The organism is Plantibacter sp. CFBP 8798, assembly GCF_014841195.1.
Taxonomy (GTDB): domain Bacteria; phylum Actinomycetota; class Actinomycetes; order Actinomycetales; family Microbacteriaceae; genus Plantibacter; species Plantibacter auratus.
The window spans coordinates 437,695-461,256 of sequence record NZ_JACYTS010000002.1 but is presented as its reverse complement, the minus strand read 5'-3'; the positions used below and the strand labels follow the sequence as shown (position 1 = coordinate 461,256).

Sequence of the window (23,562 nt, the reverse complement as noted above, 5' to 3'; positions counted from 1 at the left end):
GACGGGTCAGCCGTCGACGCTCTGCGGAGCTGTGCCGGCGACGGCGTCCACCAGGCGCGGCACCAGCTGCTCGAGGACGTACTTCTGGCTGAGTGGGGTGAGGAAGTAGATCGCGCCAGCGAGCTCGCCGTCGGTGAAGACCGCGTGCCCGCCGGTCACGGCGTCGAGGCTCGAGGTGGTGCCGAATCCCAGCACCTCCTGGACGGCATCCGCTGACTCCGTGGCGAAGACGATCACGTCAGCATCGATGACGCCGACGTTCTCCGCGGCGATCTGCGCCTGTCCGCCCTCGCTCGGGACGTACTGCTGCAACCCGGGCGTGATCGTGAACCCGAGATCCGTCAGGAAGTCGGTGTTGAGGCCGTCGGGGTAGACCCACAGGTTGCCGTCCCACGGCCCACCCTGCGAGAAGGTCGCCGTGAGGCCCGCGAACTCCGGGTGCGCTGCCGCCGCCGCCGCGTAGGCCTCGTCGACGCCGGTGATGAGCGCCTCGCCTTCCGCCGAGCGACCCACGGCCTGGGCGACCATCCTGGTCTGGTCCCGCCAATCCGCGAAGTAGAGCCCCGCGCCCTCCTCATTGGTCACGGTCGGCGCGATCTCCGCGAACTTCCCGTAGTTCTCCTCGGTCATGCCGGCGTTCGTCCCGATGATCAGGTCCGGCCGCAGTGACGCGATCTTCTCGTACTCGAACCCGTCGGTCGTGCTGAGGACGGTCGGCTCGGCATCGCCCAGGAGATTCGTCGCCCACGGCCACACCGCATACGGCTGTTCGCCGTACCATTCCGTCGTCGCGATCGGTGTGACACCCAGTTCGAGGAGGATGTCCTGCTCGGTCAGGCCGACCACGACGATCCGCTGCGGTTCCGACGGGATGACCGTCTCGCCGTACTCGTGCTCGATCGTCACCGGGAACGAGTCGCTGGGCTCGGTCGTGTAGTTCGGGTTCTCGGCGGTCGTCGAGGCGGCGCTCGAGCAGGCGGAGAGTGCGACTCCGACGAGGGCGAGCGCGCTCATCGCGGCAAGGAGGCGAGCGGCCCGCGCGCTCGGGGCGCGGTGGAGCTTCGGAACGATCATGGGGTCCTTCATCGGTTCGGCTGGCGGGATGACGACAGTCAGGTTAGCCTTGCCTAATCGCTTTGCGCTATCGCGCTGAGTGGACAGGACTTGTCGAATGGAGACAGCTGGATGTCTGTTCGCGATCACTTGGACGGCGGAATCAAGCTTGTCGGCCCGCTGGATGCCGCCGAGAGGACATCGGGGGAATTCCGGGTTTCCCGCTCGCGGGTCGACGCGACGACACGGTTCGACGAGCACTCCCATCGCGAAGACCAACTCGCGTGGATGAGCTCCGGCTCGATGGAGGTGTCGGTCCTCGGCGATCGACGGCGACTGCGGCGAGAGCACCTCGCTTGGATCCCCGCGGGGATGGTGCACGAGATGAGCTTCAGCGAACCCGGAGAGCTCATCAGCGTCTACGCCGACCCGGAACTGCGCCCACAGGGCGGCCGTTGGAACGGTGCACGGACCGTCCGGGTCGACGACCTCTCGGGAGCGCTGCTGGCGCACCTGCTCGACGCCGACCCGACCGAGCGCCGTCGATGGCGGTGCTGGACGCTCCTGATCGACCTGCTCTCGGCTGCGGCTCGCGACGATGAGGCGTTGGCCATGCCCCGTGAACCGCGTGCGCGTGCCATCGCGTCGGCCCTGATGGCGGACCCCGCCGACCCGCGCGGACTCGACGATTGGGCGTCGGCGGCGGGCGTCAGCTCGAAGACGATCGGACGGGCGTTCGTGAACGGCACGGGATGCACCTTCCGCGAGTGGCGGGTCCGCGTGCGCCTGCATGCTGCCGCGGGCATGCTCGGACAGGGTGCCGCAGTGCAGGACGTCGCACCCGCGGTCGGCTACGAGTCGGTGAGCAGCTTCATCGGGGTGTTCCGGACCCGGTTCTCCGTGACCCCCGCCGTCTACGCCGCGAGGAGCCGCTCGGCGGAGGTCAACTGATGCGATGACGGATGCGATGACGGATGCGGATTCATGCGACCTGGGGAGAGCGACCGTCTCCGTTGGTCTGGCCGACGCCTCGGCTTCCGCTCTAGGGTGGCCGTATGGCCCACCCGCACGCACGGCGGGCGACCACTCGGACACGTCTCGTCCTCCGGGTGATCGCCGGTGTCGTCGCCGCCGCGGCCGCGATCGTGTTCCTGCTGTCGATCTGGATGGTGGTGTCGAGCCGGTTCGGCTGGGACGACCGCGAGCTCCACGGGTACAGCCTGCTCTTCGGCACCCCGATCGCACTCTTCGCCGGGCTGGTCGTGGCGCTCTCGCTGCCGCTGGTTCTGCCGCCGAAGCACCGGAGCCGTACGCGGGCCGTGTCCCTGGGAGTGCTTGCGGCGACCGTCGTGCTGCTCGTCATGGCGGTCGTCACCGCCTGAATCCGCCCAGCGCGACCCCTCCCGACGGCGTCTCAGCGTTCAATCGGCTCCGGGGGTGGGCCGTCGGCGTCGCGTCGGGTCGGTGCGTGTGTGGTCACGGGTGGTCCTTTCGTGAGGCCTGGTCGTGGTCGTTGATGCGTGCGAGGCGGGCGTTGTAGTCGGTGAGTTCTGCGTCCCCGTCGCGTTCTGCTCGGCGGTCGTAGCGTTTCGCGGCACGTTCGTCACTCCGCACCCACTGGGAGACGACGATGAGGGCGACGAGGACGGCGGGGATCTCGCCGACGCTCCACGCGATACCGCCACCGACCGCTTGATCGGCGAGGAGCGCTGCGGTGTCCGTGTAGCCGAGCGCGGTCCACCACCCTTCCGCGAGCACGGTGGCGCTGGACATGATCGCGAGTCCGAAGAAGGCGTGGAAGGCGAGTGTCGCGAGCAGCAGGATGATCCGGAACGGATAGGCCGGGCGGTTCGGGCCCGGGTCGATGCCGATGAGGACCCAGAAGAACAGGTACCCGGTGGCGAGGAAGTGCACCGTCATCAGGATGTGACCCTGATGGGCGAGCATCGCCGATTCGAACCAACCGGTGTAGTAGAACACCACCAGACTCCCGGCGAAGAGCACTCCTGCGACGGCCGGTTTCGACAGCAGCCGCAGGTACCGCGAGTGCACGACGGCGAGGATCCACTCCCGGAGGCCTCGGCCTCCGTCAGTGCGAGTCGGCAGGGTTCGCAGCGCGAGGAGGATCGGGCCGCCCAGGACGAGCAGCGGCGGCACGATCATCATGAGCGCCATGTGCTGCAGCATGTGCGTGCTGAAGTGGATCTGCCCGTAGACGGCGAGGCCACCGCTGGTCGCGTACAACAGCGCCGCGCAGCCGGCCAGCCAAGCGATCAGGCGGACCACGGGCCAGGCGTCGCCGCGTCGCCGGAGCGCACGGAACGCCCACAGGTACCAGGCGGCACCGACCACGGCGAGGCCGGCCCACATCCAGTCGACATGCCACTCGGTGAACATCCGCAGCGGGGTCACCTCCGGCGGGTAGGCGAACCCGAGGAGCCGGCGGCGGACGTCGTCGGCGACCGGCTCCTGCGACACCGGCGGTTGGCTGCGCGACAACGCGACCGAGACGCCCATCGTGACCGCCATGACGACGACCTCGATGACCGCGAGCCGGATGAACGTCGACCGCTTCCCTGGGTCGGCCTGCAGCCGCGGGATGAGCCGGAGTCGGTGCCACACGCCGGCGAGTCCGAGCAGTACGAGCGCGACGGTCTTCGCGACCAGGAGCAGCCCATACGGGGTGAGGAGGTCCATCGGGCCCGCGAGGCGCAGCGAGGCGTTCACGACGCCCGAGAAGGCGACCGCACCGAACGCCCAACCGGCGAGTACCGAGTAGCGTGCGACGACCGCGCCGATCTGATCGCCGACCTTCCGACGGAGCAGGATCACGGCCACGAGACCACCGACCCAGGCGGTGACGCCGATGAGGTGGATCGCGAGCGAGTTGACCGCGTTGCCGTGCTCGTCGGAGCCTGCAGCATGACCCGACAGGGACAGCGGAAGTAGCGCGAAGACGGCGATCGCGTTCGCAGCCGCGATCCACGCCAGACGTCGGGCGAGGAGCACGATGCAGAACACCACCAGCACGCACGCGAGCGAGCACACCAGGGTCTGCCCGAGCTCCAACTCTGTCGCGTAGAACAGGAAGGTCTTCGCGAACGTCGGTGAGGACACCGGCACGCCGATGGAGTTCGCCGCAGTGAACACCAGCACCGCGATCCCCGCCGCGAGCCAGATGGAGGCCGCCCAGGCGGCCCAGCGGATCGCCTTCGACTGCGAGAACGAGACGACCCCCGGGAGGATCCGCTGCCCTGGCAGCAGGAAGGTCGCCGCGATGAGCAGGCCGATCGTGACCGACGCGGCGGCATCGTGGACGACCCTCGCGACCGGCAGACCGCGAGTGACGATCACCCCCGGATCCGACAGCAGCGTGCCGGTCGTGAACGCACCGGTGAATTGCAGCGCGGAGAGCGCCACGACGACCGCCACCGGCAACGCGGCCAGCATGACGGCTTCAGGTGCACGGATCGGCACGAGGACGGGCGACTGGCCTCGCCGACCGCTCGGATCGGCTTCGGGCGCGTTCGACGGAATGGTTGTTTCGGCCACAGGAGGTGGCTCCTTCCCCGCGGGCTCGAGTGGACGAACCCTGCGGCACAGCTCACCCGGCGAGCCCGCGATCGCACCCGAACGGGCGCCGGGGCAGGACCGAGCGGCGGAAATGGTGGCACTCCGCTGGTGCGCGGCGCATCGGGACGACGCTGGTTCGAGCGTCGTCGTCGAGGAAGCGTCCTACGCGCACGCAGCGGTGACCGTCGACCGAGCGTGCAGCTCGGCGAGGTCGTGCCGTGATCTCAGAGGAAGGACAGCGCCGGAGGCCCGCGCAAGGCGGTCGTCTCCGGATACACACCGAGTGGGCGCAGGACCGGTCCATCGCGCTGCGGCAGCACCCGGGCCGGCAGCACCGGCGAGGCCAGGGCTGCGAGGACCGCGGGCACCAGCCGTGCGAGGACGAACTCCGTGATGGCTGCGGCCGTCGACAGCAGCGTCTCGGCTCGGTGCAGCGCGGCGATGGTCACGAGGCCGGCGACGAGGTGGGCGAACCACATGGCGGCACCGGCGTGGCCGTCGTGCGTCATCGGCATCGACGACGTGTCGAGGATCACCGGTGATCCGTGGGAGAGGTGTCCGCTCGGCGTCGCCGTCGAGGTGGTGCCCTGGGCGGTGCCGAGGACGAAGAGCGTGTGGAACAGGACCTGACTCACCGCGACGGAGACCGACAGACGGACGATCGACAGCCGCCTGCCCGCGAGCAGGACGCAGACGAGGGTCGAGAACACGAGTGGCACGACGAGGCCGAGGGCGCCGGGCATGGACCCGCCGCCGGCGACGTGCGACAGGAGCGCGACGAAGATCGAGAACGCCGCTGCGACCACACCACGAAGGGCGCGGGTCGAGCGGGCGGACGACATCTGCCCATTGTTGCAGACCGTCACCGCCGTCATGAGTCTGCTCCGTTCCGTGCCGCCAGCGTGCCGCGCCAGCTCGATTGAGTGTGATGCTGACGCGCATGTCCGGCGCTGATGGCAGACTCCGGCGTCCCGGCGCAACCCCGATGCGGCAGGACCACGCCACGCACGGCGACGGTATACCGTCGACGCATGAGCCACACCCTGGAACCGGGCACGACCGCTGCGCCCGCAGGGTCGCCGGTGGAGGCACGCCGCAGGCACTACGCGGAGTTCTACGGACTCGCGCCGTTGCCGACGGACTTCGGGGTGGTGCTCGGCAACTGCCAGGCTGAGTCCCTGCGCACCGTGATGGATGCACCGGACCGCAGGTTCGTGCGGGTGCCGGCCGTGCACGAGATGACCCCCGAAGATGCGGAGCGGCTGCACGAGGTGGTCGGCGCCGCGCACACCGTGGTCTCGCAACCCGTGCGGGACGATTACCACGATCTGCCGCTCGGCACGCGTCAGGTGGCAGCCTCCACCAGTGGCCGCGTGCTGACGGTGACTCCGGTGCGGTTCGGAGGCTTGCATCCGTTCCAGGCCGCCGTCCGGGTCCCCGGCGTCGAGGAGAACCCGCCGATCGTGGCGTACCACGACGTCCGGACGCTCGCGGCCGCTGCAGGTCTGCCCGTCGCGTCCGCGCTCCAGCCGGACGCCGTGCACGCGATCGGCCGAGCCTCCGTCGAGGAACTGCGGCGACGCGAGGCCGCGACCGACGTGCCGGTGTCCGACCTCTTCGACTCGGTCACCGCCGACCACGCACGCACCGTCAACCACCCGGGGAACGCGATCTGGCTGCCGCTCGGCGCCCGCGTCCTCGAGACCTTGGGGGCCCCTGGTGGCGTCACCGACCCCGGACGCCCCCTGCTCAACGCGGTGCGCGCGCCCATCGCACCCGAGGTCGTCGACGCTTGGTCGTTGACGGACGGGCCTCGCGACCACTGGATCCTCGAGGGCGTCGAGGTCGATGATGCGGAGGTGCGCGCCGCCCACACCGATTGGTATGCGTCCCACCCCGAGTTCGTCGCCGCTGCCGTCGACCGACTCGCGGCCCTGCTCTCGGTGTGGCGCAACGCGTGACCGGGGGTGCGCAGCCGTGGGTCGTCGGCAACCGGTGGGACACGCTCGACGACGTCCATCCTGATCCGCTGCCACGCGTCTCGGTGATCGTCGCGCACTACGACCAGCCCGGTGAGCTGCTCCGGACCCTGCACGCCCTCGCCGCGCAGGACTACCCGCGTCACCTCCTGGAGGTGATCGTCGCCGACGACGGATCCCCGGGTGACGTGTCGGTACCGGACGACGTGATCCTCGTCCGGCAGGAGGACCAGGGGTTCCGGCTTGCCGCCGTCCGCAACCTGGGTGTGCGGGCGAGCAGTGGCGAGGTGTTGTGCTTCCTCGATGCCGACACGGCCCCCGAGCCAGGGTACGTGCGCGCGCTCACGCGGCTGCCCGCCCTGCTGCCCGAGGCGGTCACGGTGGGGCGGCGTCGCCACGCCGACTTCAGCGGGATCGCCCCGGAGACACCGGTCGTCGAGGCGGCCGCCGGCCGTGAGCTCGCCGAACCGGCGTGGCTCGCCGAGGAGTACGCGCGCAGTCGGGATCTGCGCGACGTGGACGACCGCTCCTATCGATTCATGATCGGCGCGGTCATCGCATGCTCCCGGAGCCTGTTCGACGAGGTCGGCGGATTCGACGAGTCCTTCACCTCCTACGGCGGTGAGGACTGGGAGTGGGCGCACCGCATGTGGCAGGCGGGAGCGGTCTTCGCCCATGTCCCGAACGCGGTGGCCTGGCACGACGGCCCCGAGTGGGCCGAGCGCGACGGCTCAGGCATGCAACGCGCGAACGCCCAGACCCTGCGGCTCCTGTCGTCGATCCCCGTGTCGGGGTCCGCGCCGCGGGCGCTGTGGTCGGACGCGGTCGATCTCGTCGTGCGGCTGCAAGGCGCCCACACGGCGGCCGCTCGGTTCGTCGCGGCGGACTCGCTGTTCACCGCCTTCCCTCAGGCTCGGTTCGTCCTCGACGACGGGGGAGCTGAGGAGCTCGGGGGAGACCCGCGCGTCCTCGACGAAGCAGCCGGAGTCGACGCCCGAGTGACGTGGGAGCTCGACCGTCCGATCGTCATCCTCGACCCGACGTGGATCGTCGATCTGGTCGACCGCCTTGGTACCGGAGACGTGGGCACCGTCGAGCTCGTCGACCCGGACGGCGCGTCGCTCGGCCGCCTGCGATCCCGGCGGGCCAGGCGGCGTGAGGAACGCTGGGGCAGTCCGGATGCCTTCGAGACGCAGCAGCTCGTCGCCGACGGTGTCCACCTGCTCCGGCCTGATCCCCGGGTGGCGGCCTGGGTCGGCGGCTGGGGCGGAACCTCGTCGTTCTGCTGACCCGATCGGCGACGACGCGCTCCACGCATGGATCACGCGGCCCGAACGCAGGCCTCCGTCGGACGTCTGCACCACCGGACGCGCTGAGTGCAACCCCACCGGTTCCGGCCTGTGTCTCGTTTAGCGTGGTCGTCATGTCTCCGCGCGACCAGTACGACCTGACCAACCCCGTGACCCAGTACGACCGGGTCGAGCCCCCGCTGCAGCACCAGCCGGAGCCGGGCGTGCAGGCCAGGATGACCCCCGTTCCCGACCTGGGTGAAGCGAGCTACCGGGGCAGCGGACGGCTGACCGGTCGGAAGGCGCTCATCACGGGCGGCGACTCCGGGATCGGTGCGGCCACGGCGATCGCGTTCGCCCGCGAAGGCGCGGACGTGGTCATCGCCCACCTCCCGGGTGAGGAGGAGGACGCCGAGCACGTGCTGTCGCTCATCGCCGACGCAGGACGCCGGGGCAAGGCGATCGTCGCCGACATCTCGCACGCCGACCAGTGCCGTCGGCTCGTCGCGGAGGCCGCGGACTTCCTCGGAGGCCTGGACGTCCTCGTCAACAACGCGGGCAAGCAGATCGCGGTCGACCGGGTGGAAGACCTCAGCGACGAGCAGTTCGAGGAGACCTTCCGGACGAACGTGTTCGCGAACTTCTGGATCACCAAGGCTGCGCTCGAGCACCTGGGCGAGGGCGCGAGCATCGTGAACACGGCGTCGCTCGAGGCGTACAAGCCGTCACCCGACCGGCTCGACTACGCGGCGACGAAGGCCGCGATCAACAACCTCTCGAAGGGGCTCGCGCTGCAGCTCGCCTCGCGCGGGATCCGCGTGAACGTGGTTGCTCCCGGCCCCGTGTGGACAGCGTTGCAGGTCTCCGACGGCGTCTCCGACGAGCAGATGCAGGCCTTCGACGACGAGAACACGTACCAGCGTGCCGGACAGCCGGCTGAGCTCGCGCCGGCGTACGTCTACCTCGCCTCAGCGGAGTCCGGTTACGTCTCCGGGGCGACGCTGAACGTCAACGGCGGCATGGTCACCCCGTGACCGCGGCTGCGTGCACGGTCTTCTTCCTCCCAGGGCTCGGGCTCGACGCCGCTGCGGTCGCACCCGTGGCTCGCGAACTCGACGCTCGGTTCCGGGTGATCGCCGTCGAGCTGCCCGGCCAAGGTGACACGGCCGACGCGCCGGACGGCTCCGTTGAGTCGCAGGTCGACGCTGCCCTCGCCGTGATCGCGGAGCAGGCCGACGGCGGACCCTGGATGCTGTGCGCCCACAGCATGGGCGGCAAGGTCGCCGCCGGGATCGCCGCCCGGGTCCGCGACGGCGACGTCCCCGTGTTCGGGCTCCTCGGCGTCGTGCTCCTGGCACCGTCACCGCCCACGCCCGAGCCGATGCCTGACGCCAAGCGCCACCAGATGCTCAGCTGGATCGAGGATGGGCCCATCGCCGATCCGGACGCGCAGACCTTCGTCGACGACAACGTGGGTGCATCCCTTCCGGCCGAGCTACAGGCCGCCGCCGTGGCGTCCGTGCAGGCCATGTCGCCCGTCGCGTGGCGCCGCTGGCTCGAGCAGGGCAGCGAGGAGGACATCGCGTCCTCCGTCGGCAAGCTCGACCTCCCGTGCATCGTGCTCGCCGGAGATCAGGACGAGGCGCTCGGAGCCGCAGTGCAGCCCGAGCTGCTCTCGGACGTCTACCCCCGTGCCCGATTCGTGTCGCTCGCAGGAGCCGGACATCTGCTCTCGTACGAGCGTCCGGTCACGGTCGCGCGCGCGCTCACCGAGTTCTGGGACGAGATCGTCGCACACAGCGCCATCGTCCCAGCCGAGTGGGGGCTCGTCATCGCGTCCCTGCGGACCACGTCGCGGGTGCGCAGCGCGCTGGCACGACGCGCCTTGCCGGACGACCCCCGGTATCGGCCCCGCGTGCTGAGCGCGGAACAGCTGGACCTGCTCCGAGCTATCGCCGATCGCCTGGTTCCGCAACCGGCGGGTGGGCGGATCGACCTCGCCGCCAGGGTCGACGCCGACCTCGCAGCCGGTGGTGGCGACGGATGGCGGCCGGTCGGAGGACTCACGGACGACGAGGCCTACCGCGCCGGGCTGGATGACCTCCGAACCGCTTGGACGGACTCGGCCGATTACCAGGATGCGTTGATCAGCGCCGTGATCGAGGGACGGGGCGTTCCAGGGGGCGCCATCGACGCGGACGATCTGCGGCGCTGGTTCGAGGACTTGCGCGTGGACGTCACGCGGGAGTGGCTCATCCACCCCGCATCGTTGGCCCGGGTCGGGTACGACGGGTTCGCGACCGGCGCAGAAGACGTCGACTTCGCCGGTTACCGCGAGCTCGGTGCCGACACCCGAGATGGCTGGGAGCCCTCCGACCTTGGCGCCGCGCCCGCCCCCACAGCCGCACAGCAGCAGGAGGACGCAGCGTGAACCTGGACGCGATGAAGACCTACGACCTCGACGACAGCGTCGACGTCGTGGTGGTCGGTACCGGTGCGGGTGGCGCACCACTGCTCGCGCGACTCGCTGAGGCGGGGCTGCGCGTCGTCGCGCTCGAGGCCGGGCCGAATCACGACCCCGCGGGGTCCACGCCGGACGAGGTCGACGCGACGACGATCAACTGGATGTCCAGCCGGTTCAGCGGCGGGGACGCTCCGACGGCGTTCGGTCCGAACAACAGCGGCTTCGGCGTCGGCGGTGGCACCGTCCACTGGGGCGCGTTCACGCCCCGACCGGACGCCCGTGACCTGCGTCTGCGCAGCGAGACCGGCCTCGGCCGTGACTGGCCCGTCGATCATGCGGAGTTCACCCGCTACGTCGAAGAGGTCGAGGCGACCATCGGTGTCTCCGGGCCGACGCCGTATCCGTGGGACCCGGCGCGCACGTACCTGTACGCGCCGCCGAAGCGCAACGCCCCGGCGGACCTCATGGCGAAGGGCGCTGAGTCGCTCGGCATCCGAGCGACCGACGCACCCGCCGCGATCATCACCCGCGACCGCGATCAGCCGCACCACGGCCTGCGACGCGCCACGACCAACGTAGGCTCGATCCACCAGGGCGAGCGCCACGGTGCGAAGGCGACGACCGCCATCACGTACCTGCCTGCCGCGGTCGCGGCGGGAGCGGAGATCCGTCCGGACGCCGTCGTGCACACCATCGAACGCGATGCCCGCGGTCGGGTGACGGGCGTCGTCTATCGCCAGGACGGCGTCGACAAGCGGCAGCGCTGCGAGGTGCTCGTGTTGGCCGGCGGCGGGGTGGAGACCCCTCGGCTCCTGCTGCACAACGACCTCGCGAACGCCAGCGGTCAGGTCGGACGGAACTTCCTCGCCCATGGTGCGGTGCAGGTGTGGGGACGGTTCGACGAGCAGATCCGCGGCTACCGCGGCTACCCGTCGGCGCTCATCACCGAGGACTTCGTCCGCCCTGACGGTGCTGACTTCGCCGGAGGGTATCTGCTCCAGAGCCTCGGCGTCATGCCGTTCAACTATGCGACCACCCTCGTGCGCGGCGGCGGTCTCTGGGGCACCGAGCTCGTCGACGAGCTCGACGCGTCACGGTACAACGCCGGCATCGGGATGAACGCCGAGTGTCTGCCCGCCGACGGCAATCGGCTCGAGCTCTCGTCGGAGGAGGACGAGTGGGGTCTGCCGCGTGCGACCATCTCGTTCTCGCCCGGCGACAACGAGCGGGCCATCGACCGCCACGCCATCCGCACGATGACGGACATCCTCACGGCGGCCGGTGCGCGGAGTACCAGGGTGCTGGCGCGCACGGCACACACGCTCGGCACGTGCCGGATGAGCGACGATCCGAGTGACGGCGTGGTCGACGGAGAGGGTCGATCGCACGACATCGACAACCTGTGGATCTGCGACAACTCCACGTTCCCGAGCGCGCTCTCCGCGAACCCGGGCCTCGCGCAGATGGCGTTGTCGCTGCGCACGGCCGACCGGATGCTCGCGGCCTGGTGACGGCGGCGCCGCCGGCCGTCGAGCAAGGATGGGTCAGGAGTCAGCCGTTCGCCTTCACGACGACGATGGCTGAGCCGCTCGGTCTCACCTCCAGCACGGTGTAACCGGCAGCCCTCGCATCGGCGGCGCTCGGGAACGACAACCGGGCCTGATAGATCGGATCGGGGAACCCGTAGCGACGCAGCTTCTCGACGCGGACGTCCTCGGCGAGCGGAATGTGCATCGTGGTGCGCACCTGCTCCCGCAGCTCCTGCTGGCAGACCGAATCCACGCCTGCGTAGCCGCAGACGGACACGTCACCCTCGAGGAACGAGCTGTAGCTGCCTTGAAACGACCCCAGTAGCGCGACGACGAGGACGACGAAGCCGGCCATACAGCCGATGGCTACCCCGAGCGTTCCCAGCACCTGACGCACGGTCCGTGGTTTACGAGACCATCCGTCGTCTGATTCCGCGAGAAGATCGTCGATCGTCATGCGCCCACACCCCTGCGTTGCATGACGTAAGGCTAGCGGTGGCCGCTCCCGGCCTGGCTGCGCACGAACGCCTCCTAGGCTGGACTGATGGTCTCGACACGGAAGCAGCTGATCGTCGACGACGGGGTCACGATCTCGTACACCGTGTTCGAGGGTTCCGAGCCGGCGGCGGTCATCCGCCACGGACTCGCCGGAAGCAGTCGGGAGTTCCTTCCAAGGGCTCGAGCGCTCGCCGGACGATCGGTCGTCCTCATCGACCAGCGCGGCCACGGGGAGAGTACGAGGCGGCCGACGGACACCTCTCGGGCGGCGTACGTCTCGGATGTCGCACGGGTGATCGAAGCCGAGACATCAGAACCGGTGATCGTCATCGGGCAGTCGATGGGCGCGCACACCGCGATGCTCCTGGCTGCCGACAGGCCAGACCTCGTTCGCGCGCTGGTCATGCTCGAAGGGGACCAGGGGAGCGGCACGGTGGAGGAACACCGAGCCATCGGCGACTTCTTCCGGTCGTGGGACGTCCCGTTCGCAAACCGATCGGAAGCGGCGGCGGAGCTCGGTGACGGGCCGCTCGAACGTGCCTGGGTCGAGGATCTGGAGGAGACAGTCGACGGTTTGGTCCCACGTTTTGACGCGGACGTCATGCAGACGACGATCGAGGCGGTCCGGGAGCCTCGCTGGCGCGAGTGGGAGAGCATCGAGGTGCCCACCCTCATGGTCTACGCAGACGGAGGAATGTTCACCGAGGAACAGAAGTCGGCATTCGTAGGCCGAGGCAGGCGCGTCCGGCGCGTCGATCTCAGCGGCGCATCGCACGATGCGCATCTCGATGCGCATGAGCAGTGGGTCGAGGCGCTCCGTACCTTCATCGATGCCCAATGAGATGACACGCACCGCATCAGGTCGGGCTCATCCCACCGAACGTGCCGGCTCGACGAGGCGGGCACCGGGCTCGCCTCGCGTCAGGCTCCGACGTCGATGGGTACGCCAGCGAGCTCTTCGACCTGCCGCCAGAGGGACGACGCCGCGTCGCCCGCCGGCGTGGCAGTCCTGGCCGGCGGAACGATGGCGACGGGAGCGCCCCGAAGTCGGCCGACCGGCGAGAAGTACTCGCCGCCCCAGACTTCGGGATCCGTGAGCGCCCTGACCGCGGACCAAGCGGCGGTGTCCTTCCCTTGTGCCCAAGGCGTGTAGGGATTCCGCTGATATGGAGTCGTGTCGTCGCGGACGCCAGGTCGCTCCGGAGTCTTCGCGTCGACGCCGACACCGGGCCGGGTAACGATGGATGCGGCGGGCAGTCCGGCCGCTCGGAGCCTGCGGTCAAGCTCGAAGGCGAACACCTCCGTCGCGGTCTTGGCCTTGGTGTAGGCCACGACCCCGATCGCGGGCACCTGGCGGAGGTCGTCAACGCTGACACGCAGCAGTTGGACGAACCCGGTCGAGGTGTGGACGACTCGAGCCACCGTGCCATGACCCACGGCCGTGGCGACCAATGTCGGGAGCAACCTGGCCAGCAGTCGGGCATTGGCGGCCACATGGGTGCCGAGCAGGAGGGGCAATCCATCCGCAGTCAGCTCGCGTCGGTTCATGCTCATCGCACCGCCGTTGAGCAGGACGGCGTCGAGACGGGGAAGCAGGGCGAGTTCGGCAGCTGCCTCGTCGACGGCGGTGAGCGAGCCGAGCTCGAGTGCCACGTGGCGGACCCGGGCCTGCGGGACTCGGCTTCGAATGGAGGTGGCGGCCCGCCGCAGCTTGTCATGCGATCGGGAGGCGAGCACGACGTCCGCGCCAGCGGCAGCGAGCTGCTCTGCGGCGAAGTACCCGATTCCGGCGGTGGAACCGGTCACGACGATGGTTCGTCCGGTCTGGTCTGGCAAGCGGGCGGGGTCCCAGGTCATATTTTCCTCACTTCTTAAGCGGATGATCTATCCGTTTGGACCATAGCACAAGCGGATAGGCCATCCGTTTGGCGTAGAGTGGTCCTATGGCCACTCTCCGTTCCGACGCAGCACGTAGCCGGGCGAACATCCTCGATGTCGCCCGGACCCACGACCGCGCGACGCTTCGACTCAACGACGTCGCCCGTGAGGCCGGGGTCGGGGTCGGAACCGTCTACCGGCACTTCCCGACGGTCCACGCACTCATCGAGGCGCTGTCAGCCGACGCGCTCGACGCGATGCTCGAGACCTCTCGGCGTGCCGCAGCCGAGCCGGATCCGAGCGATGGGCTGGCGCTTTACCTTGGTTCGGCACTCAGGCTGCAGCTCGAGGACGGCGGTCTGCAGGCTGTCCTCCTCTCGCCGGAGGACGAGGCCGACTCCGTGCGGAACGTCAAGCGCGAGATGTTCGAATCCTTCACGACCGTCCTCGAGGCGGCCCGCGCCGCGGGTGCCGTCCGCGCCGATCTCACGGTCGACCGTCTGTCGCACCTCGTGTGCGGAATCGAGCACGCGGTGCGGCTCGGTACTCCCGAGGACCTGCCCCTCCTCCTGCAGGTGATGCTCGACGGGCTGAAGCCTCGACCGTGATCACCGGCTCAGCCCCGATGGACCCGACTTCGGCGAACTCGGCCGCGCCGTGCGGACGGTTCTGGGTGGCCGTGTGGCCTTCCCCCGGCACGCGGTCGGCGTAAGGTCGGCACATGCACCCCGAGCGAACCCGCCAGCCGGCCCTGCGGCGAGCACCGTCGAGGCCGCCGGCCGGGTCATCCACGGTGGCGGCCTGGAACGCCTTCCTGCTTCGAGCCGAGGCGAGAGCGTGGATCAGTGCCTCGGAACAAGGACGACGACAGCCCGAAGTCTCCGACGTCGCACTGGAGGTCCTGCTCCGGGAGTACGAGCGACCTGCGCGCTTGCTCCTCGGGCTCGCCGCCGCCGTGACGTTCGTCGTTTCCGCCACCCTGTCCGTGGCGACCGTGACGGTCTTGAATTCGTACTCGGCGGAGGCAGGGGCTGGCAGCCTGGGCATCGTGGTTTTCATCGGAGTGGTCATCGTGATCCCGAGCGCCATCATGTTGCTCCTGTTGCAGGTCTCCGGGTACCGGATGACCCGTTCCATCGCGGCGTGGTCCGGTACGACACCACAGACCGCCGGCAAGCCGGAGGCCCCCACCAACGTGGCGGACACCGTCGACCGTCGGGAAGCGGTGGCGTCGCGCGCGCTCTTCCTGACGGTCTCGGGGGTCGGGATCGCCGGCACGGTCGGTGAGGCCTTCTGGCTGTCCTCCGCCGAAGGCGGATCGTTCGTGCTGCCACTCGTCGTCGCTGCGGTCTTGCAGCTGATCATCTGGCTCGCGGTCTGCTTCGGGGTCGTCCGCGTGCTGCGGTCGTCGCGGGTCTGACACGCGCGGCGGTCGACCGTGTCGCAGTGCTCGGCTGACACGGTCGGAACCGAGCCCGGGGCGAACCTACTGCTCGTGCACGATCCGAACGCGCGTGACCGAGAAGCCGGCTCGTTCGAACGCGCCACGCATCGGCGTGTTCGCGGCATCCGTGGTGCCGACGATCCGGTCCTGTCCCGACCCGTGGTGCACGTGGACCATCTCCGCCAAGAGGTCGTGCACGTAACCGTGTCCGCGATGCTCGGGGAGCACGCCCAGGTAACTGATGCTCGCGTCGTACGCCGTCCTCGTCGGGATGATAAACCCGGCGGTCGTCCCGTCGAGGAGCTCAGCGACCCGCCAGGCGTCGCGTTCGCCGGGGAGTGATCGGTAGAACGCCAGGTCGTCGTCCGCGAGCGCCTCGAGCCCTTCGCGCGCGACCATGTCCTGCGTGTGCGCATCGAGGGTGCCGGTCGCGACCAGGGCGAACAGCTCGTGGAACGCGTCGTCCGGGGCGGCGACGAAACGGAGGCGCTGCGATCGTCCCGGCACGGGATCGGAGCTGGACCTCGCGAAACTGACCCGCTCGGTCGTGCGCGAGAACCCGCCCGCGCGTGCAGCCTCATGGCGCCACCGCACCGCCTCCACACTCGCAGCGTCATCTGCCCACGCAGGGGAGACGTCGACGTTGAACTCCAGTGCGGGTCCCGCGCCGAAGGCGTCCAGTCCAGCGCGGATGAGCGCAGCGCCGACACGTTCGGGCTCCGCGACTTCGACCGTGGTGGTGACGCAGTCGAGTGTGGCGGGCCGGTTCGCGTCCGCCTGGCCCCACCAGAGTGCTCGTGCCACCGGGCGACCGTCCTGCTCGGCGATCCACGACCATTCCGGCCGATAGTTCCGACTCGCGAGTTCGGCGGTCAGCCGCTCCGGGTCGATCCAGGCGACGGGTTCGTCGCAGCTCCACGCTTGCAGGAGGGGGACGTCGTCCAGGCTGGCTCGGCGGATGGTGAAGTCGTCGCGGGTGTCGGTCATCGGTTCCAGCTTGGACAGGGTCGACTCGTTTGTCCAGGTCGGACAGGAACACCGGGGCCACGCCGTCGAGACGGGAAGCGGACGCGCGGTGTTCGTGTGGGCGTTCACCTGAGCTGTGCGGCCGCGTCGCGGAGACACACGATGAACGCGTCGTGGACCGGGCTGTCGTCCGTCCGTTCCTGACGAGCGGCCAGCAGGCGTGTCGTCGGCGACCCGGCGAGCGGCACGACGACGATCGACGGCGGCACCAGCTGCCGCACCGACTCGGGCAGGATCGTCGTGCCCACGCCGGCCGCGACGAACCCGAGGGCGGTCTCCTGATGGACGACCTCCTCGACCACCTGCGTCCGACTCGACGTGCCGAGGACCTCCGCGACGCGGTCCACGAATCCCGGCATGAGCGCCCGCGGGTAGGAGATCATCGGGACGTCCATGAGTTCCTCCGCGGTGACCTCTGGTCGCCCTGCCAACGGGTGACCGACCGGGAGGCACGCCACGAGACGCTCCTCGAAGACGACCTCGGTCGTGAGCGCGGGGGAGCTGTCGGATGGCGTCTGCGGGACCTCGTCCCGGACGATCCCGACGTCGAGCGTGCCGTCGCGGAGCCGGTCGAACTGCTCTCCTGAGGTCAACGGCACCAGGCGCATCGTCACCCCGGGGCGGCTCGCCCGGAACAGCTGCACGACGCCGGGGAGGACCGTGTAGTTGGCCGAACTCACGAACCCCGCGGTGAGTTCCCCGGCGAGACCGTCGACGAAGTCGCGCATCTCACCCCGGACCGTGTCGAGCTCCTCGACGATGTGTCGTGCCCGCGCCTGGAGATGTCGCCCAGCGGGGGTCAGCGCTACCCGCCTCGTCGAACGGTCGAACAGTGCGGTGCCGACCTCCTGCTCGAGTCGTGCGACCTGGACGCTCAGCGGTGGCTGCGACATGTGCAGCCGTCGGGCGGCGCGACCGAAGTGGAGCTCCTCGGCGACGGCGAGGAAGTAGCGCAGCTGGCGGAGCTCCATCCCATCGACGATACGACCCTCGTATTACCGCGCTGTTTCGTCCAGATTGCGAGCGAAACGCTCTCAATCGAGGTTCGAATCGGTATTTGACCAGGAGGATCGCGACCGTGTTCGCTGAGGACCACAGACCCCGACCTGGAGGACCACCCGTGACCGCAGACGCTTCCCCGAACACCCGGATCGACATGCTCTACCTGAGCGAACCGGAGGTCATCGCCGCCGGCATGAAGGACATGGCCCACTGCATGGAGGTCATGGAGGAGGTGTTGGTGCTCGTCGCGAAGGGTGACTACCGGATGGCCGGCCCGACCGCCAACTCGCACGGAGCACCGATCGGGTTCCCCGCCACCTCACCGTTCCCCGGCATGCCGCTGGACGCCGCCGACCGTCGGTTCATGGCGATGCCCGCCTACCTCGGCGGACGCTTCGACACCGCCGGTGTCAAGTGGTACGGGTCGAACGTCGACAACCGCGAGCGAGGCCTCCCGCGCTCCATCCACCTCATCGTGCTCAACGACAAGGACACCGGCGCGCCCTACGCGATCATGTCCGGCAACCTCGAGAGCGCCTACCGCACCGCTGCCGTGCCGGGAGCCGCCGCGAAGCTCCTGGCACCGGTGGACGCGAAGTCGCTCGGCATCATCGGGCCCGGCGCCATGAACAAGAGCGCCCTGCACGCCATGACCACCGCCCGTCCCTCGCTCGACACCATCCGCATCCACGGGCGCCGACGGTCGACCTCCGAGGCGTTCGCCGACTACGTCCGCGCGCACTACCCGCAGTTCACGACGATCGAGATCGCCGAGACGGTCGAGGCCGCCGTGCGTGACTCGGACATCGTCTCCGAGGCCGTCACCGGCCTGGTCGGCTCGGAGAACTACCCGTTCATCGACGGCGACTGGATCAAGCCGGGCGCCTTCCTCAGCCTGCCCGCCAACCTGCGCATGGACAAGGAGTACACGCTCTCCGGCAAGGCGCGCCTCATCGCGGACGCGAAGAAGATCTACGAGGCGTGGGCCGAGGAGTACCCGGCGCCGTCGCACGAGACCGCGTTCGGCATGATCGGCCTCTACTGGCAGGACCTCATCGGGACCGGCGATCTCGACGAGTCCCGCGTGGTGAACATCGGAGACGTCTTCGACGGGAACGCCGTCGGGCGCGAGTTCCCCGAGCAGCCGGTGCTCTTCAGCGTCGGTGGTATGGGCGTCGAGGACGTCGCGTGGGCGAAGACGATCTACGAGAACGCCGTCGAGCAGGGGATCGGCACGAAGCTCAACCTCTGGGAAGCCCCGGACCTGGCCTGACCGCCGACCGGCACCGAGCACCGACACCTGTTCCACCCGAACCCGACGCCGCGGCCGTCCGGCCGCTGTGCACCTCGAACGATGGAGTGATTTGTGGACGCTGGAAACGTCGCCTGGATCCTGACGAGCTCGGCGCTCGTCGCCCTCATGATCCCGGCCCTGGCTCTGTTCTACGGCGGGATGGTCTCGTCCCGCCGCATCCTCAACATGATGATCATGTGCTTCGGCGGGGCCAGCCTCGTCGCGTTGCTCTGGGTGGCCTTCGGGTACTCGCTCGTCTTCGGTGACTCCGTCGGCGGGCTCGGACTCATCGGGAACCCGTTCGAGTTTGCGGGGCTCGACCAGGCACTCGTCGACGACCCCGATGCCGGCATTCCCCTCGCACTCTTCGCGGCGTTCCAACTGCTGTTCGCCGGAGTGACGACGGCGCTCGTCGCCGGTGCCGCCGCCGGTCGCATGAAGTACGGCGCGTGGTTGTTGTTCGCCGGGCTCTGGGCGACGCTCGTGTACTTCCCGGTCGCGCACTGGGTGTTCGCCTTCTCGAACGACACGGCGACCGGTGGATGGATCGCGAACACCCTCGGCGCCGTCGACTTCGCCGGCGGGACGGCCGTGCACATGAACGCCGGAGTCGCGGCGCTCGCACTCGCCCTGGTGCTCGGCAAGAGCAAGGACTGGGGCGGCAAGCTCCGTCCGCACAACCGCCCGCTCGTCCTGGTCGGCGCCGGGTTGCTCTGGATCGGTTGGTACGGCTTCAACGCCGGTTCAGCGCTCGCAGCCGGCAATGCGGCGAGCGTCGTGTTCCTCAACACCACCGTCGCCGCCTGTGCCGGGCTCATCGGCTGGTCCATCGTCGACCGGCTCCGCCACGGAGCGGTCACGAGCCTCGGCAGCGCATCGGGGATCATCGCCGCCCTCGTGGCGATCACCCCCGCCTGCGGCGCCGTCTCACCCATCGGTGCGATCCTCATCGGAGCCATCGCGGGCGTGGTCTGCTGCCTCGCCATCGAGTGGAAGTTCCGGCTCGGCTTCGACGACTCCCTCGACGTCGTCGGGGTCCACCTCGTCGGGGGCATCATCGGGACGCTCCTCATCGGGGTGTTCGCGACGGATGCGGCTCCGAACGGACGCTCCGGTCTGCTGTACGGCGGCGGATTCGAACTGCTCGGCGTGCAGACGATCGCGACCGTCGCGGTCCTCGCGTACTCGTTCATCGTCACCTGGGTGATCGCGAAGGTGATCCAGATCACGATCGGTCTGCGGATCCCCGAGGAGCACGAGGTCGCCGGGATCGACGAGCACGCCCACGCCGAGCGCGCCTACGAGGACGAAGACCTGGAAGCACGCGCATGACCAGCGTCATCGTCGTCGGAGCCGGGCTCGCAGGTGCCGCGGCGGCCTGGCGCCTGGCCCAGGCCGGGCACGACGTCATCGTCCTCGAGCGGAGTCGCCCGGCCAACGAGTGGGGATCGTCCCACGGATCGGCCCGGATCTTCCGCTACGCCTACCCGGAGGCGTCCTACACCCGTCTCGTCCTCGCGGCGGCATCTGGGTGGGACGAGCTCGGCCTGGAGCACGGGCGTCCACTGATCACGCAGACGGGGGCGCTCGACTTCGGGACGACCCGTCGCCCGGAACACCTCGCGTCAGTGTTGGCCGAGCACGGCATCGATCACGAGCTGCTGTCGCGAGACGAAGCCAGAGCCCGTTGGGACATCGGCTTCGACACGCCCACCCTGTGGCATCCGGGAGCCGGCGTGATCGACGCGGAACAGGCGGTGATGGCGATGCTCGAATCCGCCGTCCGCGCCGGGGCCACGGTCCTGAACGATCAGCCGGTCGAGCGGGTCGAGCGGACTGCCACCGGGTACCGGGTGCTCGGGTCTCGGGGGAGGGCGTTCGATGCGGAGCAGGTGGTCGTCGCAGCCGGCGGCTGGCTTCCGGACCTCCTCGGCGACCTCGCGCTGCCGGGCGGGTTCCTCGATGCGTTCCCGGCCCTCGAGGTCCGACAGGAGCAGGCGTACCACTTCCCGTACCGGGACCGACTTGGCATCGACGCGGAAGACCCGGCACGATCGGGAGCCGTGTGGCCCACCTTCATCCACAAGTCCGAGCGGATGCAGGTCTACGGGCTCCCCGGAGGGCGCGACGCCGACTGGCGTGGTCAGAAGGTCGCCGAGTACAACGGTGGCAGGCGCATCCCCTCGGCCGCCGATCATGACGGCGTCGTCGACGCCGCCAACCGCCGACGGGTCGTCGCCTACGTCCGCGAGTTCCTCCCGAGCCTCGTCCCGGAACCGTATGCCGAGACGACCTGCCTGTTCACGAACACCCCGACGGAGGACTTCGTCATCGACAGGGTCGACGGGATCACGGTCCTGGCGCCCTGCTCCGGCCACGGTGCCAAGTTCGCCCCGCTCATCGGCGAATACGCCCTCGCGCTGATCGAGGGCCGAGACGTTGTGCCGGCGATGTTCCGGCCGAGCCTGGCAGCGGTCCGGTGACCCGCGACACCGTGGTCTCGCTCCTGGACGAGATCGCGGGGATCGGTCGGGACCACCGTCGGGGAGGGTACTCGAGGCCCGTCTACTCCACCGCCGAACTCGAGCTGCGGGAGTGGTTCGTCGGTCAGGCCGAGCGCCGCGGCCTCGACGTGGACATCGACGGCAACGGGGTCATCCGCGCCTGGTGGCATGTGCCGTCACGTTCGACGACGGGTGCGGTGGTCACCGGGAGCCATCTCGACTCGGTACCGGGCGGTGGCGCCTACGACGGACCACTCGGGGTCGCATCGGCGCTGATCGCGATCGACCACCTGCGTTCGCGAGGCTTCGAGCCGACCAAGCCGATCGTCGTCGCGGTCTTCCCGGAGGAGGAGGGCTCGCGCTTCGGCGTCGCATGCCTCGGCTCGCGGCTCCTCACCGGTGCGATCAGTCCGGATCGGGCGCTGGCCCTGCGCGACGTGGAGGGGGACACGTTCGCCGAGGTCCTCGCACGCAATGGTGTCGATCCGCGGGGTGTTGGTCCAGATCCGGCCGGGCTCGGAGCGATCGACGCGTTCGTCGAGCTCCACGTCGAGCAGGGGCGGGCGCTGGTCGACCTCGATCGCCCGGTCGCGATCGGCTCGAGCATCCTCGGGCATGGACGGTGGCGGGTGTCGATCCGCGGTGAGGGGAACCATGCGGGGACGACGCTCATGCAGGATCGACGGGACCCGCTCGTCGCGGCTGCGCGGATGATCACCGAGATCCGCACGATCGGGCGGGCCACGCCGGACGCTCGGGCGACCGTCGGTCGGGTGCTCCCGTTGCCGGGAGGCACGAACGTGATCGCGTCGAGCGTGGACTTCTGGATCGACGTCCGTCATCCTGACGACGTCGTGACCGCCGCGATCGTGGCGGGGATCACCGAACGCTTGTCGCTCGTCGCAGCGGAGGAGGGATGCGAGGCCGCGATCACCGAGGAGTCGTTCAGCGCCACGACCGACTTCGACCCGTTCCTCCGCGGGCGCCTCGAACGGATGCTGCCGGAGGCGCCTGTGCTCGGTACCGGAGCGGGGCACGACGCCGGAGTGCTCGCGTCGCACGTGCCGACCGCGATGCTCTTCGTCCGCAACCCGACCGGCGTCTCCCATTCGCCGGAGGAGTACGCCGAGGACGCCGATGCTGAGGCCGGTGCCGTGGCACTCGCAGACGTCCTGGAGGGACTGGCGGTCGGCGTCGGGACCACCTGAGCAGGAGCCACCGCCCTCGTTTGATCCGACCGATGTCAGCCGGCCGTGTGAGACTCGACCTCGTGCACGAGAACGGATCCACGACCATCGACGCGGTGTGCTGGGACTGGAACGGCACGCTCCTCGACGACGTCGAGGTGGCGCTTGCCGCGATGAACACCGTTCTCCGGCAGCGCGGTCTTGCCGAGATTTCCGACCAGGAGGCGTATCGGGCGGTGTTCGGCTTCCCCATCCGGGCCTTCTATGCCCGGCTCGGTGTCGATGCAGCCGACTTCCTGGAGGCGGCTGATGAATACCTCGCGCTGTTCGCGGCCGGTGTGGGAGCGGCGTCGCTCCAACCGCAGGCCCGCGCGACCCTCGCTGCGATCGACGTGCTCGGCGTCGAGCAGGTCCTCATCTCGGCGACCCCGGAGGTCACCCTCGAGCGTCAGTTGGCTCCCCACTCGCTGCACGGTCATTTCGCACACGTCCACGGCATCACCGATGTCTATGCGGCGTCGAAGGAGCATGTCGTGACCGCGTGGTTGGAGGGCTCGGGCCATGATCCCCGGCGCGTGTTGATGGTCGGCGACACCAATCACGACGAGGAGATCGCCGAAGCGCTCCAGGTGCGGTTCCTGCGATTCGACGGAGGTCACCAGGACGCGCCTTCGCATCGACGTCACCCGGTCATCAGCAGCCTCGGCGAGATCGTCGGCAGTCTCACCCCGTCGCCGGAGGCACTGCGAGACCTCCGCCGACGATGAAGCAGGCAGGCCCCGTCGACGACAACGCGCCGTCCGAATGACAGTCGCAGACCGCGAGGTCGGAGGCCCATCATG

22 protein-coding genes are annotated in these 23,562 nt (G+C 69.5%); 15 read left to right on the top strand and 7 right to left on the bottom strand.

Features of this window, described 5'->3' with window-relative positions; all coding sequences use genetic code 11:
• Nucleotides 1-6 precede the first annotated feature (6 nt).
• Entirely contained in the window at nucleotides 7-1,074 is a 1,068-nt protein-coding gene (locus IFU30_RS09220) for an ABC transporter substrate-binding protein (protein ID WP_197977472.1), read from the bottom strand.
• A gap of 111 nt (nucleotides 1,075-1,185) precedes the next feature.
• On the opposite strand from IFU30_RS09220, the gene IFU30_RS09215 reads away from it, so the two are divergent.
• Entirely contained in the window at nucleotides 1,186-2,004 is an 819-nt protein-coding gene (locus IFU30_RS09215; RefSeq protein WP_192004997.1) for a helix-turn-helix domain-containing protein, read from the top strand.
• Nucleotides 2,005-2,108: 104 nt separating this feature from the next.
• On the top strand, nucleotides 2,109-2,435 hold the full coding sequence (locus IFU30_RS09210) for a hypothetical protein (protein ID WP_192004996.1): 327 nt from the start codon (nucleotides 2,109-2,111) through the stop codon (nucleotides 2,433-2,435).
• 94 nt (nucleotides 2,436-2,529) lie between these two features.
• Here IFU30_RS09210 and IFU30_RS09205 read toward each other — a convergent pair whose 3' ends face one another.
• Together IFU30_RS09205 and IFU30_RS09200 are read right to left on the bottom strand one after the other, a co-directional pair.
• A complete protein-coding gene (locus IFU30_RS09205; protein WP_342450841.1) occupies nucleotides 2,530-4,605 on the bottom strand; it encodes a cytochrome c oxidase assembly protein in 2,076 nt (691 codons plus the stop codon).
• A gap of 245 nt (nucleotides 4,606-4,850) precedes the next feature.
• Nucleotides 4,851-5,468, bottom strand: coding sequence for a hypothetical protein (locus tag IFU30_RS09200; protein ID WP_192004995.1), 618 nt, complete (start codon nucleotides 5,466-5,468; stop codon nucleotides 4,851-4,853).
• Nucleotides 5,469-5,657: 189 nt separating this feature from the next.
• Here IFU30_RS09200 and IFU30_RS09195 point away from each other — a divergent pair, with 189 nt between their 5' ends.
• From IFU30_RS09195 to IFU30_RS09175, 5 genes are all read left to right on the top strand, one after another.
• Entirely contained in the window at nucleotides 5,658-6,587 is a 930-nt protein-coding gene (locus IFU30_RS09195; protein ID WP_192004994.1) for a WcbI family polysaccharide biosynthesis putative acetyltransferase, read from the top strand.
• Nucleotides 6,584-7,894, top strand: coding sequence for a glycosyltransferase family 2 protein (locus IFU30_RS09190; RefSeq protein ID WP_342450840.1), 1,311 nt, complete (start codon nucleotides 6,584-6,586; stop codon nucleotides 7,892-7,894). Before IFU30_RS09195 ends, IFU30_RS09190 begins: the two co-directional genes overlap by 4 nt.
• A gap of 134 nt (nucleotides 7,895-8,028) precedes the next feature.
• Entirely contained in the window at nucleotides 8,029-8,928 is a 900-nt protein-coding gene (locus IFU30_RS09185; protein ID WP_079706295.1) for an SDR family oxidoreductase, read from the top strand.
• Nucleotides 8,925-10,325 (top strand): alpha/beta fold hydrolase, encoded by a 1,401-nt coding sequence (locus tag IFU30_RS09180; RefSeq protein WP_192004992.1) that lies wholly within the window; start codon nucleotides 8,925-8,927, stop codon nucleotides 10,323-10,325. Before IFU30_RS09185 ends, IFU30_RS09180 begins: the two co-directional genes overlap by 4 nt.
• Nucleotides 10,322-11,869 (top strand): GMC family oxidoreductase, encoded by a 1,548-nt coding sequence (locus tag IFU30_RS09175; RefSeq protein WP_342450839.1) that lies wholly within the window; start codon nucleotides 10,322-10,324, stop codon nucleotides 11,867-11,869. The genes IFU30_RS09180 and IFU30_RS09175 overlap by 4 nt, the downstream gene beginning before the upstream one ends.
• A gap of 40 nt (nucleotides 11,870-11,909) precedes the next feature.
• On the opposite strand, the gene IFU30_RS09170 is transcribed toward IFU30_RS09175, so the two are convergent.
• A complete protein-coding gene (locus tag IFU30_RS09170; protein WP_124769241.1) occupies nucleotides 11,910-12,344 on the bottom strand; it encodes a hypothetical protein in 435 nt (144 codons plus the stop codon).
• Nucleotides 12,345-12,431: 87 nt separating this feature from the next.
• Here IFU30_RS09170 and IFU30_RS09165 point away from each other — a divergent pair, with 87 nt between their 5' ends.
• On the top strand, nucleotides 12,432-13,226 hold the full coding sequence (locus IFU30_RS09165) for an alpha/beta fold hydrolase (protein WP_192004991.1): 795 nt from the start codon (nucleotides 12,432-12,434) through the stop codon (nucleotides 13,224-13,226).
• Between the two features lie 80 nt (nucleotides 13,227-13,306).
• Here IFU30_RS09165 and IFU30_RS09160 read toward each other — a convergent pair whose 3' ends face one another.
• Nucleotides 13,307-14,191 carry an SDR family NAD(P)-dependent oxidoreductase gene (locus IFU30_RS09160; RefSeq protein WP_342450838.1) on the bottom strand — a complete coding sequence of 295 codons (885 nt, stop codon included), beginning with the start codon at nucleotides 14,189-14,191 and terminating at the stop codon, nucleotides 13,307-13,309.
• Between the two features lie 137 nt (nucleotides 14,192-14,328).
• Here IFU30_RS09160 and IFU30_RS09155 point away from each other — a divergent pair, with 137 nt between their 5' ends.
• Nucleotides 14,329-14,871 carry a TetR/AcrR family transcriptional regulator gene (locus IFU30_RS09155; RefSeq protein ID WP_192004989.1) on the top strand — a complete coding sequence of 181 codons (543 nt, stop codon included), beginning with the start codon at nucleotides 14,329-14,331 and terminating at the stop codon, nucleotides 14,869-14,871.
• A 113-nt stretch (nucleotides 14,872-14,984) separates the two neighbouring features.
• The gene (locus IFU30_RS09150) at nucleotides 14,985-15,683 is read left to right on the top strand and encodes a hypothetical protein (RefSeq protein ID WP_192004988.1); all 699 of its coding nucleotides are present in this window, start codon (nucleotides 14,985-14,987) and stop codon (nucleotides 15,681-15,683) included.
• A 66-nt stretch (nucleotides 15,684-15,749) separates the two neighbouring features.
• Here IFU30_RS09150 and IFU30_RS09145 read toward each other — a convergent pair whose 3' ends face one another.
• Nucleotides 15,750-16,694 carry a GNAT family N-acetyltransferase gene (locus IFU30_RS09145; protein ID WP_192004987.1) on the bottom strand — a complete coding sequence of 315 codons (945 nt, stop codon included), beginning with the start codon at nucleotides 16,692-16,694 and terminating at the stop codon, nucleotides 15,750-15,752.
• Between the two features lie 104 nt (nucleotides 16,695-16,798).
• On the bottom strand, nucleotides 16,799-17,704 hold the full coding sequence (locus IFU30_RS09140) for a LysR family transcriptional regulator (protein ID WP_192004986.1): 906 nt from the start codon (nucleotides 17,702-17,704) through the stop codon (nucleotides 16,799-16,801).
• Between the two features lie 149 nt (nucleotides 17,705-17,853).
• Between IFU30_RS09140 and IFU30_RS09135 the strand changes: the two genes are divergently transcribed.
• From IFU30_RS09135 to IFU30_RS09115, 5 genes are all read left to right on the top strand, one after another.
• Nucleotides 17,854-19,008 (top strand): tyramine oxidase subunit B, encoded by a 1,155-nt coding sequence (locus IFU30_RS09135; RefSeq protein ID WP_342450837.1) that lies wholly within the window; start codon nucleotides 17,854-17,856, stop codon nucleotides 19,006-19,008.
• Nucleotides 19,009-19,101: 93 nt separating this feature from the next.
• Nucleotides 19,102-20,361 carry an ammonium transporter gene (locus IFU30_RS09130; RefSeq protein ID WP_192004985.1) on the top strand — a complete coding sequence of 420 codons (1,260 nt, stop codon included), beginning with the start codon at nucleotides 19,102-19,104 and terminating at the stop codon, nucleotides 20,359-20,361.
• Nucleotides 20,358-21,512, top strand: coding sequence for an FAD-dependent oxidoreductase (locus IFU30_RS09125; RefSeq protein WP_192004984.1), 1,155 nt, complete (start codon nucleotides 20,358-20,360; stop codon nucleotides 21,510-21,512). The genes IFU30_RS09130 and IFU30_RS09125 overlap by 4 nt, the downstream gene beginning before the upstream one ends.
• Nucleotides 21,509-22,741, top strand: coding sequence for an allantoate amidohydrolase (locus tag IFU30_RS09120; protein WP_192004983.1), 1,233 nt, complete (start codon nucleotides 21,509-21,511; stop codon nucleotides 22,739-22,741). Before IFU30_RS09125 ends, IFU30_RS09120 begins: the two co-directional genes overlap by 4 nt.
• Before the next feature lie 62 nt (nucleotides 22,742-22,803).
• Nucleotides 22,804-23,487 carry an HAD hydrolase-like protein gene (locus tag IFU30_RS09115; RefSeq protein ID WP_192004982.1) on the top strand — a complete coding sequence of 228 codons (684 nt, stop codon included), beginning with the start codon at nucleotides 22,804-22,806 and terminating at the stop codon, nucleotides 23,485-23,487.
• Nucleotides 23,488-23,562 lie beyond the last annotated feature (75 nt).